This window comes from Wolbachia endosymbiont (group A) of Philonthus cognatus (genome assembly GCF_947251755.1).
GTDB lineage: Bacteria > Pseudomonadota > Alphaproteobacteria > Rickettsiales > Anaplasmataceae > Wolbachia > Wolbachia pipientis.
Map to the genome: position 1 here is coordinate 1624247 of NZ_OX366388.1, position 16541 is coordinate 1640787.

The 16541-nt window shown below is 34.5% G+C and carries 13 protein-coding genes and 1 rRNA gene; all 14 read left to right on the forward strand.

Translation table 11 applies throughout. The features are described from left to right. The first annotated feature begins 78 nt into the window (after window positions 1–78). Window positions 79–1583 (forward strand): 16S ribosomal RNA (locus OPR21_RS07500). A gap of 100 nt (window positions 1584–1683) precedes the next feature. Then, entirely contained in the window at window positions 1684–2061 is a 378-nt protein-coding gene (gene sdhC / locus OPR21_RS07505) for a succinate dehydrogenase, cytochrome b556 subunit (protein WP_007548462.1), read from the forward strand. Further along, the gene (sdhD, locus tag OPR21_RS07510; RefSeq protein ID WP_010963113.1) at window positions 2058–2414 is read left to right on the forward strand and encodes a succinate dehydrogenase, hydrophobic membrane anchor protein; all 357 of its coding nucleotides are present in this window, start codon (window positions 2058–2060) and stop codon (window positions 2412–2414) included. The genes sdhC and sdhD overlap by 4 nt, the downstream gene beginning before the upstream one ends. An 84-nt stretch (window positions 2415–2498) precedes the next feature. Next, window positions 2499–3737, forward strand: coding sequence for a hypothetical protein (locus OPR21_RS07515; RefSeq protein ID WP_253303522.1), 1239 nt, complete (start codon window positions 2499–2501; stop codon window positions 3735–3737). Window positions 3738–3849: 112 nt separating this feature from the next. Further along, window positions 3850–5142, forward strand: a complete 1293-nt coding sequence (locus OPR21_RS07520) for a sugar phosphate nucleotidyltransferase (RefSeq protein ID WP_264329418.1) — start codon at window positions 3850–3852, stop codon at window positions 5140–5142. 128 nt (window positions 5143–5270) lie between these two features. Next, window positions 5271–6479, forward strand: a complete 1209-nt coding sequence (locus OPR21_RS07525; protein ID WP_077188429.1) for a hypothetical protein — start codon at window positions 5271–5273, stop codon at window positions 6477–6479. A 280-nt stretch (window positions 6480–6759) separates the two neighbouring features. After that, window positions 6760–7989, forward strand: coding sequence for a lipoprotein-releasing ABC transporter permease subunit (locus tag OPR21_RS07530; RefSeq protein ID WP_006279924.1), 1230 nt, complete (start codon window positions 6760–6762; stop codon window positions 7987–7989). Further along, window positions 7982–8713 (forward strand): hypothetical protein, encoded by a 732-nt coding sequence (locus OPR21_RS07535; protein WP_038250643.1) that lies wholly within the window; start codon window positions 7982–7984, stop codon window positions 8711–8713. The genes OPR21_RS07530 and OPR21_RS07535 overlap by 8 nt, the downstream gene beginning before the upstream one ends. Then, window positions 8710–9930 (forward strand): hypothetical protein, encoded by a 1221-nt coding sequence (locus OPR21_RS07540; RefSeq protein ID WP_006279922.1) that lies wholly within the window; start codon window positions 8710–8712, stop codon window positions 9928–9930. The genes OPR21_RS07535 and OPR21_RS07540 overlap by 4 nt, the downstream gene beginning before the upstream one ends. A 198-nt stretch (window positions 9931–10128) precedes the next feature. Further along, on the forward strand, window positions 10129–11001 hold the full coding sequence (gene atpG, locus OPR21_RS07545; RefSeq protein ID WP_010081973.1) for an ATP synthase F1 subunit gamma: 873 nt from the start codon (window positions 10129–10131) through the stop codon (window positions 10999–11001). Between the two features lie 18 nt (window positions 11002–11019). Beyond that, complete coding sequence (locus OPR21_RS07550; RefSeq protein ID WP_265029913.1) at window positions 11020–12339, forward strand: TldD/PmbA family protein; 1320 nt, start codon at window positions 11020–11022, stop codon at window positions 12337–12339. Between the two features lie 174 nt (window positions 12340–12513). Continuing rightward, a complete protein-coding gene (locus OPR21_RS07555; protein WP_006279919.1) occupies window positions 12514–12765 on the forward strand; it encodes a cold-shock protein in 252 nt (83 codons plus the stop codon). A gap of 35 nt (window positions 12766–12800) precedes the next feature. Beyond that, a complete protein-coding gene (locus tag OPR21_RS07560; protein ID WP_038199603.1) occupies window positions 12801–14027 on the forward strand; it encodes a DEAD/DEAH box helicase in 1227 nt (408 codons plus the stop codon). 203 nt (window positions 14028–14230) lie between these two features. Continuing rightward, window positions 14231–16537, forward strand: coding sequence for an AAA family ATPase (locus OPR21_RS07565; protein ID WP_265029914.1), 2307 nt, complete (start codon window positions 14231–14233; stop codon window positions 16535–16537). The last annotated feature ends 4 nt before the right edge of the window (window positions 16538–16541 follow it).

Here is a 16541-nt window from a genome sequence, read left to right on the forward strand (position 1 = left end):
AAAGACAGCAGTATTAAGCTAAATTATTTTTTGTCGGATTTATCCGATGTACCCTCAACCTTTTATAGGTTGAAGTCTAAATTTGAGAGTTTGATCCTGGCTCAGAATGAACGCTGGCGGCAGGCCTAACACATGCAAGTCGAACGGAGTTATATTGTAGCTTGCTATGGTATAACTTAGTGGCAGACGGGTGAGTAATGTATAGGAATCTACCTAGTAGTACGGAATAATTGTTGGAAACGGCAACTAATACCGTATACGCCCTACGGGGGAAAAATTTATTGCTATTAGATGAGCCTATATTAGATTAGCTAGTTGGTGGAGTAATAGCCTACCAAGGCAATGATCTATAGCTGATCTGAGAGGATGATCAGCCACACTGGAACTGAGATACGGTCCAGACTCCTACGGGAGGCAGCAGTGGGGAATATTGGACAATGGGCGAAAGCCTGATCCAGCCATGCCGCATGAGTGAAGAAGGCCTTTGGGTTGTAAAGCTCTTTTAGTGAGGAAGATAATGACGGTACTCACAGAAGAAGTCCTGGCTAACTCCGTGCCAGCAGCCGCGGTAATACGGAGAGGGCTAGCGTTATTCGGAATTATTGGGCGTAAAGGGCGCGTAGGCGGATTAGTAAGTTAAAAGTGAAATCCCAAGGCTCAACCTTGGAATTGCTTTTAAAACTGCTAATCTAGAGATTGAAAGAGGATAGAGGAATTCCTAGTGTAGAGGTGAAATTCGTAAATATTAGGAGGAACACCAGTGGCGAAGGCGTCTATCTGGTTCAAATCTGACGCTGAGGCGCGAAGGCGTGGGGAGCAAACAGGATTAGATACCCTGGTAGTCCACGCTGTAAACGATGAATGTTAAATATGGGAAGTTTTACTTTCTGTATTACAGCTAACGCGTTAAACATTCCGCCTGGGGACTACGGTCGCAAGATTAAAACTCAAAGGAATTGACGGGGACCCGCACAAGCGGTGGAGCATGTGGTTTAATTCGATGCAACGCGAAAAACCTTACCACTCCTTGACATGGAAATTATACCTATTCGAAGGGATAGGGTCGGTTCGGCCGGGTTTCACACAGGTGTTGCATGGCTGTCGTCAGCTCGTGTCGTGAGATGTTGGGTTAAGTCCCGCAACGAGCGCAACCCTCATCCTTAGTTACCATCAGGTAATGCTGGGGACTTTAAGGAAACTGCCAGTGATAAACTGGAGGAAGGTGGGGATGATGTCAAGTCATCATGGCCCTTATGGAGTGGGCTACACACGTGCTACAATGGTGGCTACAATGGGCTGCAAAGTCGCGAGGCTAAGCCAATCCCTTAAAAGCCATCTCAGTTCGGATTGTACTCTGCAACTCGAGTGCATGAAGTTGGAATCGCTAGTAATCGTGGATCAGCACGCCACGGTGAATACGTTCTCGGGTCTTGTACACACTGCCCGTCACGCCATGGGAATTGGTTTCACTCGAAGCTAACGACCTAACCGCAAGGAGGGAGTTATTTAAAGTGGGATCGGTGACTGGGGTGAAGTCGTAACAAGGTAGCAGTAGGGGAATCTGCAGCTGGATTACCTCCTTAGGCTTTGCGCATAACTTACCATTTTTAATGATGGTGTTGTTATGTGCTATACTGCTGTCTTTACTTCTACTTTATTTTAATTTCCCGATAACGGAATTTTATGAGTGATAGACCTCTTTCTCCACATTTACAAATATATAAAGTACAAGTTACTAGTTTTTTCTCTATTATGCATAGATTGACTGGTATCTTGCTATTCCTTTTATTAATGATACTTTCTTGGTATTTCATATTACATGTTTACTTTCCTGAGTTACTTATAGTAAGGTACTTAAATGCATTATTATTCACTCCTGTTGCTAAATTAGCTTATGTCTTATGTTTTATAAGTTTTGTATATCATTTTCTTAATGGTATTCGTCATTTATTGTGGGATGCTGGGCTTAATTTAGAAATTACTGGCGTTTCAAGGAGTGCTATACTGCTGACAGTAACGCTACTTCTTTCTACTATGGCTTTTTTATTTATGTTTATATGAGTCAGTCTGGAAATTCAGTACATCATTGGTGGGTTCAGCGTGTTTCTGCGGTAATTTTACTGTTCCTGTTTCCTTGGTTTATCTATTCATTTTCTTGCACATTTTATACTGATAGCTCTTTGTCTTTTAGTGAAAAATTTATTAATCACCCTCTAGAGCTTTTATTTTTTGTTGTATTGTTGTTTTGCATTTTTTGGCACGCAGTTCTTGGAATGCAGGTAGTATGCGAAGATTATATACACAGCGTACCTTTGAGGATTTTTACAATTACATGCATAAAGTACTTATCAAGCATTACTTATATAACCCTCGCTTTTACAATCTTTATCTTCTACAGGCATATTTTCTTGTAAAATCACCGGTGCTGTGTTAATATATTATTAGTGTACTAGTTTTATTATTGAACTATAGCATTATAGCGATTTTGGTTTGACAATATGTTTGAAGCATTAAAAAAGGGAGCAATAGATCTTACACTTAAAGCAAAAGGTCTGCTTACTTCACCTGAATCTCAAGTTTACGTCGAAGACCTTAGAAAGGTAATGATGTATGATGGAAGGAAATGCCAGTATCCAAAAAATTATGATCAAATTGTACAGTCTGCTAAAATCATAGAAAACAGGGATATGCATGGAAATGCTATACTAGATAAAGATAAAAATCCAACCTATAAACTTTTGTATGGTCAAAAAGATGAGAATGGAGAACAACCAAGTTTCAGATTATCTTTAGTTACCAAAGATAAAGATAATGATAGATCTTATTTTACTATCAATTATATAGACAATCAGGGTAAGCAAATTCCGATAAATGAGTTGCATAAGTCATATTTTGAGCCATTAGGCTTTTCGAGAATGGATTTGAAAAAACACGTGCCAATTTTTGAAGCTGAAAAAACTAAGGATCCTCAATATCCATTTGAATTAACTAATTCTTCTGTGCTAACTAAAGAGGTAAAAAATAAAGAAGGTAAAGTTCAGGAAGTTGTTGATGAAAAAGGAAGAAATGGAGAATTATTATACACTAGTGATTACAAGAAGCTAAGCACCCATTTTTCAGAAATTAGAGATCAGGATGGTAATCTAGAGCTAGATAAAAGTCTTATATCTGTTCCTATCGTTTTTGCTACAAGCTTGGCTAAAGTTTGTACTAAATTGTTGACTTCTCTTCCTATAAAGTTAGGGGAGCATTTAATAAGCAAACAAAACCCAATTGCAAAGTCTTTTGGCTATCTTTTGTTCACCCCTGCGATGGCAGTGAAGAATTCAGTAAATATGGTAGCTACAATACTTAAGGCCCCAATTTTATTGTTTGTAGCAAATGAGAAAAAATATGGTGATGCTTACTTTACTATGTGGAAACACCAATTGAAAGGATGTTGGGAAGAAGCAAAAAGTGACTTTAATGTTATTAAAGGTGAAGAAAGGCTAAAGCCGGATCATGGGAATCGTGATTCACTAGTGGGCACATGGGATGAGCTTAACGCTAGAAGGCCAAAGAAACAAGGGGATGATAAAGAAGTTAGCAAGAGTAATGAAATACTAAAGAGTCCTGAGGAAGAACAAAATAAGGGTAATGAAATATTAAGTGATAAAAGAAAAGGTCATGTTGAGGAATTACAAAATAGAAGAAATTCACAGCAAGGGCAAGGCGCTACACATGATCACTCTCATTAGCAATTACTTTAAATCAACATTTACTTTCTTTATTAACTATTCCACAACAAAAACTTGCATGTATTTTGCCCTCAGTATAAGATATTAATTATTTAATTAATATCTTAACTAAATGCGCCCTGTAATATTGTGTGGTGGTAGTGGTAGCAGACTTTGGCCTTTATCTAAGCCAAAGCAATTTCAGAAAATATTTAGTCAGAACACTATGTTTCACAACACTTTGTTGAGGCTAAAAAGCGATTATATGCCGCCCATAATTGCTACAAATATACAGTACGAGTCATTAGTGATGGAGGAATTGCATGCACTGCAAGAATATAAAGTGATTTTCGAACCAGTGAAAATTGGAACAGCAGCGGCAATATTAATTGCTGCACTTCTCTGCAATGAAAACGAGACAATGTTAATTCTGCCTTCAGACCATTTTATAGGTGATTTGAATAGTTTTTATGCTTCTACTCAAAAAGCGTCTAAGTTAGCCTCTGAAACTAACTCTATAGTCACTTTTGGGGTTAAGCCTCATGAATTCAATTCTGAATACGGCTATATAAATGCAGTATATGATCAGAAAGAAAAATGTCATATAGTGAAAGATTTTACAGAAAAGCCCGAGCGTAAGTTAAGTAACGATCATTATTGGAACTCTGGAATATTTGTGTTTAAAGCAAAACGCTACATAGATGAGATTAAAAAATCTGCCCCGAATCTTTACAATTTATGTTTTAAATATTTCACACCGCAAGAGAGATTTCTGTATTTAAAACAACGAGATTTTGCAGGAATTGAAGGCATATCCATTGATTACTTGGTGATGGAGAAAGCAAAAAACGTTGCAATGATAGAAGCTAATTTCGATTGGTTGGATGTTGGAACTTGGAATTCAGTTTTAGAATTGAGTGAGAAGTTTAGTAAAGAACCGGCATCATTTCAGCATGTGATTAGAGAAAAAGAACCAGTTTCAACGACAGAAAGTAATAAAAATTTATTGAGTGGAGCTTGTAAGCAACCAAACAAAAGTCTAATTTCATTTATTCATAAAGTTAAGAAAGTAAAGGTGATAAGGAAAGAAGTTAAACCATGGGGATTTTGTAGTATAATTTTAATGAGCGAAAATTTTCTTATAAAATATCTTTTTATCAATCCATTAAGCTGCACTTCTAAGCAATTCCATCACTATAGAGATGAATACCATATAGTGCTATCAGGAGTTGGATATGTTAGTTTAGAAGACAAAGAATATGCTATAGCAAAGGACCATATGATAGAAATCCCAAGGGAAGTTTCCCATAGGATTGAAAATAGAAGCACAAGCTTTCCACTTGAAATAGTTGAATTTCAGATAGGAGAGCATTTATCTGATAATGATATAGTGAGATTGGATGATGTATATGGAAGAATATGGTAACGCCATAAATGCATTTGTTGGCAATTTATAATATGGGTATAGCTGCTTTATGTAAAAAATAATATTTACTAAATCTTAATATTTTAAACCTATACCCATATTTTAATAAATAATGAGTTGTAATTAATATGAAGGATCCATTTAAAAGTGACAATTATAGAGAAAATCTCGGTTTCCTTAAAGAAGCTATAAAAGCAAGAGATGAGTTAGTAACTATTAGACATTATAATAAAACGGTAAGGGATTTATCTCAGGCATTAAAGCGTTTTACAGATAAGGCAGAAGATGTAGCTAAGTTTGTTATACGTAGTGACTCAATTGATTATGTAAAATCGATGAATGGAAAGCCATCAGGTCTTAAGATATTAAAGGAAATATTGAATAGAATCTCGGGAAGAAATGTTCCAGTTAAGAATATAAGTAGTTTTATTGATAAATTACCTCCTCCTACTTCAATGACAATCTTTGAATATCTAGAGGCTTATCGTAAAATTTCAGGTTTGGAGCAAGTTGAAAGAGGAAATATTGCAATAGCTCCAGAAAAGCCAGAACGCAGTTTTCTAAAAGAAGATAGACAAGTAGAAGTTAATTATAATGATTCAGGCCATGGAAATTCATTAGATGAAAAGCCTGGATACAAAGAGATATCAAATTATCAAGAGAAGAAGAGTAAAATTTTAACAGAAAATTCACAAAGTTCAAAATCGCCTAGAGAAGAGCTAATTTATGTAACAGTTCCTAAAGAACATATGGAAGCAAAAAGAGAACTTAAACAAAAACAACAATCTAAACCTCCAATATTGCCAAAATCATCAATAGCACCCCCATTGCCAAAAAAAATGTTTACTGCTGGTCAAGAAGTTAGACAAAAACCAAAAGTAGTAGGAACTGTTCCTAAATCAACTAAAGATAAACCTGAATTACCACTAAAACTTAAAAAGTTAGGTCATACTGATCAAAAATCAAGCACAAAGCTAGAAATGGTAGTATCTTCTATGGAAAAAGAAATTAATTATAATATCGATATTAAAGTACAAGAGATAAGAAAAAAATTCAAACAAAATCAAGCAAAAGAAAGTCCTAATGCGCAAACTATTGAAAGCAGGACCCCTCCTGTTGCACAAGTGAATATAGATGTGGAGAAAAAAACTAGGCCATCACCAAAAGTTGCTTCCCAATCTCGCTTATTTCCAATGAGGGATGAAATATCTCAGATGAATCCCTTATCAGCAAAATCTGATCCGAGACCTCATGTTAGCAAAAATGCTCTTCTCACAGATGTAAATGTAAAGCAACTAGTTGTACAATTTGAAAATTATGGAAGGAAAGAATTATAACTTATTGAATAAACCCAATAATATTCTTGATTTTTTCTATGTTATAAAAGCACAAGCTCTCCACTTGAAATAGTTGAATTTCAGATAGGAGAGCATTTATCTGATAATGATATAGTGAGGTTGGATGATGTATATGGAAGATTTTGAAATTCTAATGTTAAAGATACTCTATAAGTCTGCTAAATTTAAGGAAGCAAAAATCTCTAGTTTTTAAATAAAGAAAAGTCTACAATTATACGAAGTTTCAAAAATATAATGTCTAACCTCAAAATATTTTGTAATGTCCATTGCCTTTGAAATTACTATGGCTGCTTGCTATTTGCGAGCAAGAAATGCCAGATTTTGCTCTATAATGACTTTGTTCTCTATTATCGGCATTGCCCTTGGAGTTGCAACACTAATAGTGGTGATGTCTGTGATGAACGGATTCAGAGCAAAGTTGCTTGACTCAATACTTGGCATTGATGGCCATATTAACGTTTATTTTGATAGGAACATAAATTCAGATTACTACGCAGTTTCAAAATCTATTGAGAGAATTCCTGGTATATTAAAAGCTACTCCTATGACCAATGATCAAGTTATTATTGTAGCAAATGGTAAAATTGCAGGTAGCGTAGTGCGAGGTGTGTCAACTAAAGATTTGCTTGATAGTACTGCCGTTACAAATAATGTAATTATAGGTGATGTAAAAAAATTTGATGAAGGGATAATAATAGGAGCACGCTTAGCAGAAGTTTTGAACATTGACTATGGCGACGAAATTACGTTTATATCATCTGAAGAATTTGATGCATTACTTGGTGAAATGCCGCGAATGAAAAAATATAAAGTTATAGCAATATTTGATATGGGTATGTTTGAGTATGATAATACCTTGATATATATGCCTCTAAAATCAGCACAAGCCTTTTTTAATTATAAAAATAGCATAAAAAATATAGAAGTACTTGTAGACGACGTTACTAGAGCTGATAAGCTGGCAGATGCTATAGAAAAAGAAATAGGAATGGAAGCTGAAAGTTGGCAATCACAGCAAAGCCATTATTTTAGTGCTTTAAAAACTGAAAGAAATGTGATGTTTTTAATTCTCACTTTGATTATAGTTGTAGCAGCGTTTAATATTATCTCAAATTTAATGATGATAGTGCAAGAAAAGAAATCCGCGATTGCAATTATGCGTACATTTGGTGCAACAAGTGGAAGCATTATGCGTATATTTTGCGCTTGTGGTCTATTAATCGGTTTTACGGGAACTTGTCTTGGCTGTATTATAGGTGTCGTTTTTTCTCTCAATATCGAAAGCATTAGAGTGTTTTTAGAAAACATTACTAACGTCAAGCTGTTTGATCCTATGATATACTTTTTTTCAAGTTTGCCAATGATATTAGTTCCTCAAGATGTAGTGAACATTTCTGCACTTGCATTATTCTTATCATTTTTAGCGACAATTGCTCCTGCATTGCAGGCAGCTGCACAAGATCCTGCGGAGATACTACGTTATGAATGATACTCAGCAAAAGTACATAGGTTGGTTCTTAATTGTATTGTTATTTACCGGTTACATCACAATAAATAACATAATCTTTTTAAAAATAAATCAGCAAGAGAGTGAAAACAATGTGAAAGCTTTAACGGAAAACATGGATGAATTTAGAATGTTGCTTGAAGTTAATCAATCTAGAATAGAAAAAAAGATATTTGACCTCAAGAGAAGTCAGCATACTCAATGTGAGCAAGGTGATAATAACTCAAGATGTAAGAACCTTGCAAAATTGCTATTACTTGTGGTTAAAATGAAGAATTCGTTATTGCGAGAAGCAAAATTTGATAACCATATAAATTCAATAAAGCCTTTGATATCAGAGCTTGACGATCCAGAGATAGAAAATGCAGTAGATGAATTAGAAAATTTGAAAGAGATAAATACCTTACACGAATTGAAGTTATCTTTTGAAAAAACTATTGATACTATCGATTACAACAAAAGTACATTGTCTAAAAAAATCATTTCAAACTGGATAAAGGTAGACGACCGAAATGATCCATTAAGAGTAAAATTCGCAGAAATTGAGGAGTCAATAAATGATAATGATTGGCAAAATATAACTGTTACAGTAAGCAATTTAACGCATTCAGAATTCAAGCCATGGCTGAATAAATTGAATGGTTTTATTGTAGCTTCTAAGAATATTTCAACAATATATCATCACTTATTACAATATATCTCATGATTTATTTTATAATTTTCGCTTTTTCGTTTTTATTTGGTATATGGGTCAAGGTAAGTGGTGAAGTAATAAAATTGGAATTAGGCAATTACACTATAAGTATTGATCTATATTTCATTATTTTTACTTGTGTAGTTTTATTATTTTTATTAATTACACTTGTACGCTTTTTTTCCTCCATTTCATCAACATTTGCCAACATAAGAAATAGAAGAAGGGATAGGGAAGAATTGCTTCTCTTTGAAGCTTTCTTTAGCATAGACTTAGACAATATAGAGAATGCCCAAAAGCTAGTTAAAAGTCTGAGTGAGGAGAGCGATAGGTTGTCTTTAATAAAGCTCTTTAACTCAGGTAAGACGGGAAATTACAGCTTTTTCAGTAACGGTTTAACAAATATTGCAAATAAAAATCGTAACTTAGCTCTACTTCTAGCCAATAAGCTGATTGTCCACCTCAAACAAGAAAAAGTAGTCTTTCAAAAATTTATAGAATATTGCTCTAGTTCAATTAACGATAAAATGCTATCTATTCCCTTTCAAATAGAGCATGGCATATTGAAAGAAGATTGGATTAATGCAATTTTGAGGTTGAAGGAAGCAGTTAAGTCCAATATTTTTCTCCCCTTTGATCATAAAGAAATGTTTGCAGTGTTTTATTGCGCTTTAGCAAAGCAATATGAAAGTAAAGGAAATTTTAAGGAGGCTATAAAGTCTTTATTTAGAGCACAACGTTATAGTGCAATTTTTCAGCCCATCAATTATTTAAAGGCAGAATTATATATTAAACTTGGAAAAATCAGAAAAGCTTCTGCAGTGCTAGAGGCAGAGTATACAGTAAATCCTACTCCTCAGTCAGCTAAAATGTACATCAATTTAAATAGTAAAGGTGCTGAAAGACTATACAACTTACGCCCTGATTATTATTTTAGTTACTGTTTACTTGCTTTGTCCTCAATGAGTTCAGGTAAATATGATCTTGCAAGTCAATATTTAGACACTGCTATGAAAAAAGCTAATTACATGTCAATCTACTTTATTGTAATACAACTCAAGGTTACATTGCAAGAACACGACAAGGTAATTTATTGGCTAAACAAGATGGGCTCAGAAGCTTTGCCTGATCCAGGCTGGAAATGTAAAAATTGTAACAGGGAACTAGAACAATGGGATCATAAGTGTTCAAGTTGTAATAGTTTTAATTGTGTTTATTATATATTATAAAATTCCACAAAGTGTAGAAATTACCATTAGGCTACTTTCACATTGATATTGCTGAAGTTAGAGCACTTTCTTAATATAATCCTTATCTCCAAACAATAAACCTGCAAGTTTCTTAGCTAGACTTGGTTTTAATGTCAAAAAAACTTGCTTTTAGACACTAACAGTTATATATTTTAATAAATCAGGGTTGTATACAAAATGAAGAGCTTAAAGGAATTATCCTTAAGAATTAAGAATATTAGGTCTGTACAGAAAACCACGAAAATAATGCAAATGGTTTCTGCAGCAAAGTTGTTACAAAGCCAAAAGAAGTTATTAAATTCAAAATTATATGTATCTAAGCTGCATAACATTATTTTTTCATTAATGCTATCAGTTGATCAAGAATTACTGGCAAAAATTCTAAATGTCAGTAACGACGGTTCTTACCTAGTATTCATTATTGCGTCTGATCGTGGCTTGTGCGGCAACTTTAACTCTTCTATTGTCAAATTTAGTCAAGAGCGTGTAAATAAGTCAATCGCAAATGGCAAAAAAGTAGATATTGTATTTCTTGGTAAAAAAGCTTTTGATGTAGGTAAAAATAGATTTGACTCTAAAAGTATCTTAAAAATTGAAAATAGTAAGGGAATCACGTTAAAGCACGTAGAAGCTTTGGTTGATGGTATAGATTTAAGTAAATACGATAAAGTTAAAGTTTTTTATAGTAAATTCTATAATACCTTCACGCAAAAACCAATGTTGGAAACAATAAAACCATGGAGTAAAGACTCATCCTTGATTGATAGCTCTCTGGCTGGTCCAACAACAGATTACGGCTATGAGTATGAACCACAAAATATTGAATTTATTTTAAAATCTTTGGTTCAAGATTACGTTGTAATTGCTCTTTACTCTGCTTTACTTGAAAGTGCAACGAGTGAGAATAGTGCTAGAATGGTTGCTATGGAATCAGCAAACAGAAACACTAAAGAGATACTGAACAAATTAGCATTGCTTTATAATCGTTCTCGTCAAGCAGCGATTACGACTGATTTAATTGAAGTTATAGGTGGTGCAGAATCTTTATAGAAATCTAAGGAATAGAAAATGAATATATTAAATATTGCAGCAGATATTACTAAACTAATAAAAAAGCAAAATCAAGATGCGGAAGTTACAATATATGAAACTAATAAGACTTCAGTTTCTCAGCGTCTATCAAAAATTGAGCAAATATCACAATCTAAAAATTGCACTGTAGGAATCAGAGCTATAGCAGGTAAAAACAAAGCTGCGTATATTTCTACAAACGATTTGAATAATCTGAGTGATACAGTAAGCCAAGTGGTAGAAATGGCAAAGAATGCGCCAGAAGATCCTTGCATTAATTTTGCTGTAAATGGTAGTAATTATATCTCTTCTGCAGATTTAAGTATCTCAGATAATAATGTTGTAACCGTTGATAACCTAAAAGAAATTGCTGAAGCTGCAGAAAATTCAGCCCTTGCACATAAGAGTATCACTAATTCTGAAGGAGCCTCTTCTTCATACGCTTTAGTGAATACAGTATTATCGACTGTTTCTGGTTTTATTGGCTCGTTTAGTAAATCAACCTTTGCTAATCAGGTCTCTGTTGTTGCTGGAAGAGAAAGTGAAATGAAGGTTGGTTACGATTATGATATAGCATGTAATTTTAGTGATTTAAAGTTGCCAGAGTTAATGGGAAAAGAAGCAGCAAAAAGAGCAGTTGATCAATTGAATTCACGTACAATGAAAACTGGTAAATTTCCAGTTATTTTTGAAAAAAGAGCAGCAAAAGGGCTAGTAAAAAGTTTTGCTTCTGCTATAAATGGGAGCAGTATTATAAGCAACAGTTCTTTCTTGAGGGGTAGTTTAAACGCTCAGATTTTTAACGATAGAATTAATATTATCGATGATCCATTGTTGCCAAGAGGCATAGCATCGAGACCATTTGATGGAGAAGGGATAACTAGCAAGAAAAATATATTTGTAAAAAACGGAATATTACAAAATTGGATTTTAGACTTATACTCGGCTAGAAAATTAGACTCAGAAACAACCGGAAGTGCAACTCGTGCAAGTAATGCTGCAGTTATTCCTGCAGCTAGTAACCTCTACATTGAGAATGGTGATGTATCGTTTGAAGAATTAATTCAGGAAGTGAAAGAGGGAATATATGTAACTGATTTATTTGGTTTTGGTGTCAATTTAATCAATGGCGCTTCCGGATTTTTTATAGAAAATGGAAAAATAACGTATCCAATACATGAGATTACCATTGCTAGCAATTTGAAGGATATGTTTAGCAATTTAGTCGTTGCAGATGATCTAACTTTTTGTGGGCAATTTAATTCACCAACGATTAAAGTTAGCGAAATGACGGTTGCAGGTTCGCTTAACGATTAAAAAATTTATTTGCATCAAGTACAACAATTGTGTATTATTGTCATGTAATGTTAAGAATAGACTATGGAGTATAAAGGTTTAGTTTCAATAGCTAAGCTTAAAGCATTCTCAATCGTAATTTCAAAGTTTTTCATCACATTAGTAATGTTAGTTAATAATTTAGGAGTTGTTTAAATGGAATTTGGTAATGTAAAATGGTTTAATGCCGAAAAAGGCTATGGTTTCATCAAGCCAGAAGGTAAAGGGGGTGACGTTTTTGTACATATTAGCACATTGGAACGTTCGGGAATAAGACCTGAGGCACTTAAAGGAGAGAATAAAGAGAAGGGAATAAAAGGAGAAAGGGTGAGTTATGAGGTTAAAGAGGAGCGCGGTAGAAACGGAGAAGATAAAAAATCTGCAATAAATTTAAGATTGGAAGATTAATCTATTATGAAGTCTTTTAACAGGATTAACGTATTGTGAATAATTTTCATGAGATGGGTCTCCCAGCTTCGCTTAGACAAGCTCTAGATAAAAATAATCTTTTCGTCCCAACTCCGATTCAAATACAAGCGATTCCCTTAGCGCTACAAGGTAAAGATATTCTCGGATCTGCTCAAACGGGGACTGGAAAAACTTTAGCATTTGCTATTCCGTTGGTTGCTAAGTTGCTGAATGAGCCTAACACTGGTTCAGCTTTAGTCATCGTGCCAACCAGAGAGCTTGCGCATCAGGTAACAAATGAGATAAGAAAACTCTTATCTCAAAATTCTGCACTAAGGGTCGCTTTGTTGATTGGTGGTGAGCCTATTTTTAGGCAGCTAAATCAGCTTCAGAAAAAACCACAAATTGTAATAGGTACTCCTGGTCGTATTATAGACCATATTGAGCGTAAAACTTTGATTACTCGCAATGTTAGCGTTCTTGTGCTTGATGAAACGGATCGTATGTTTGATATGGGCTTTGGAGTTCAGATTGAAGAAATTATGAAGCATTTGCCTAAAATAAGGCAAACTCTTATGTTTTCTGCAACTCTTCCTGGAGATATAGTAAAACTTGCTGAGAAGTACCTTAATCGACCAGAACGTATTTCTGTTGATTGTGAGGTTACAACTTCTGTAAAAATTAAGCAAGAAATTGTTTATGCATCAGAATCAGAAAAATATGAAAAGCTTGTTACACAACTATGTCAGCGCGAAGGATCAATCATTATCTTTGTCAAAACAAAGCGAGGAGCGGATCAGCTAGCTAACAGATTGCACAAAGATGACTATAGCGCTTTAGCAATTCATGGTGATTTAAGGCAGCACAAGCGCGAAAGGGTCATTAATTCTTTTCGTCGTGGCCGTAATCAAATCATGGTTGCAACAGATGTTGCTTCTCGCGGCCTTGATATTCCCCACATTCAACATGTTATCAATTATGATGCACCACAATCGCAAGCTGACTATATTCATCGTATAGGTAGAACTGCACGCGCTGGAGCTGAAGGGTATGCGCTGTCTTTTGTTACACCTCAAGATAAGAGAAGACTGCCTGCACTGGCAGACAAAGAAGGAGAGCTAAATTTTGATTGTAGTGTGCAATTTAAAAAACGTAACAGCAAAAAGGTCTTTAAAAGGCCAAGTACGTTAAAGACTAAATACGGTAGAAAAAAGATCAATGCATTTAAGAAGAAAAGCAGAGTACTAGAAAAAGCGTATTAAATAGGATTTACCTACAATTTGATAAGCGTAAAACTCGTCATTCCGCTAATGAGTAGCGGAATCTATGCTGAGATATTGCGGTGCTATGACGTAGATCCAGAGTGGGATTCAAATTGGCTACAGCGAACTGCTGGATTTCAATTTTTTTAATAATTGTGTGCTATTCATTATATATGAGTTCCCACTTTTAAAGAGAATAGGAGATGATTTCCAAAAACTTAGAGGCAAGTTTGAATAGAGCACTATTCATTGCTTCTAATTTTAATCTTAAATATGCGAAAGTAGAACATTTATTGCTGGCGTTAACTAAAGACGTGGATGTAAATTACGTTTTATCAAGATGTAATATCAGAGCCGATGAAATCATCAGTATGGATAACATTCTATCAAGATGCAATATTAAGGCTAATGATTATAATAATAATATAAAAGGGTTTTTACAAAGCAGTTCTGAATTGATTATCAGTGGAGTTAAACCTAGCTCAATGTTTCAATGCATAATACACAGAGCAATAATACGGGCTCATAGCTTGGGGAAAAAAGAAATAAATGGAGCAAGTGTTCTAGTAGAAATTTTGTCTGGGCAAGATTTATACGTTGAAGATCTATTGCAGAAACAAAGTGCGAAAGATTCCAATTTGATTTACCACATATCTAACATGAAATACTCTAACGATATAGATGAATACAGCACTAATCATAAAGTAAAACTTGATAAAAATAATGATGCTCCTACTACAGTAAATAAAGGTGAGCTACTAAAAGATGAGGAAATTCTACAAAGTTATTGTAAAAATTTAAATGACTATGCAAGAAGCAAAAAAATAGATTATGTTATTGGTCGTGATTATGAATTAAATCGCACTATAGAAATATTATTGAGGCGTAGAAAAAACAACCCTTTATATGTTGGAGATCCAGGTGTTGGCAAAACCACAATAGTTGAGGGTTTGGTACTCAAAATCATTGAAAACAGTGTTCCAAGTGCGCTCAGGTCCAGTATAATTTATGCTTTGGATTTAGGGTCACTCCTTGCAGGGACACGCTATAGAGGTGATTTTGAAGAGAGAATAAAATCTATAATAAAAGCGATTGAGGCAAAACCAGGTGCTATCCTTTTTATTGACGAAATACACACTATCATTGGAGCAGGTTCTACAAGTGGTAGCTTTCTTGATGCCGGTAATCTGCTCAAACCTGCACTTGCAAGAGGTACACTGCGTTGTATAGGTGCAACTACATATAGAGAATACAGCACTAGTTTTGAAAAAGATAAAGCACTAGCGAGAAGGTTTCAAAAAATTAATGTTAAAGAATCTTCTGTTAATGAAACGATAAAGATACTAGATGGTATAAAGCACTACTATGAAGGGTATCATGGAGTATATTATACAAAGAATGCCATTAGGTCTGCGGCTGAACTTTCGCATAAGTATATTACTGGGCGAATATTACCTGATAAAGCGGTTGATGTTATTGATGAGGCAGGGGCATATTGTAAATTGCTAAGAAACAGGGGTAAAATTGTAAATAGTAGAGATATTAAGAATACCATTACTAGAATTACAAATGTGCCTTGCGGATCTGAATCTGATGATTTGCAGAAAGTAAAGTCTTTAAAAGCTAATCTAGAGAAGGTGATTTTTGGCCAAGAGCAGGCAATAGAATCTCTTGTTAATTCTATTAAAATTGCTAAATCTGGGTTGAGAAATTACAATAAGCCTTTAGCAAATTATCTTTTTGCAGGGCCAACCGGTGTTGGTAAAACCGAGCTAGCAAAACAATTAGCAGAAAGCATGGGCATGAATCTTATACGCTTTGATATGTCCGAATATATTGAGTCTCATACGATATCAAGGATGATTGGTTCTCCTCCTGGATATGTAGGTTATGATCAGGGTGGATTACTCACAGAGTCTGTATCTAATAATCAATATAGTGTTGTGCTGCTTGATGAAATTGAAAAGGCTCATAGCGATATCTATAATATATTGCTACAAATTATGGATTATGGTTGCGTTACAGACACTTACGGACGTAAAGTTAACTTTTCCAATATAATCTTAATTATGACAACTAATGCAGGAGCAGCTGAACGCAGCAAAAGTTTTGTTGGCTTTGGGCATAAAAAATTTAACACTGGTGATAGTGAAAAAGCGATAGAACAGGTTTTTAGCCCTGAATTTCGTAATCGTCTTGATGCGATTATTTCTTTTTCTGACTTAAATGCGGATATAATTCTGCATATTGTAGATAAATTTATTCAGGAACTGAAAAAGCAGCTGACGCAAAAAGGCATAAACTGCTTGGTAGAAGATGAAGTGAAATCTTATCTTGCACAAACAGGTTATAGTAAGGAAATGGGAGCACGTCCGATAGAGAGACTTATTGAAAAAGAGATAAAAAGTTACTTAGCGGAAGAAATACTGAATCGTAAATTAATAAAAGGAAAGAAATTAAGAATCTATATGAATAAAGTAGAAAATAAAATTGCTTTTGATATAGTTTAAAATC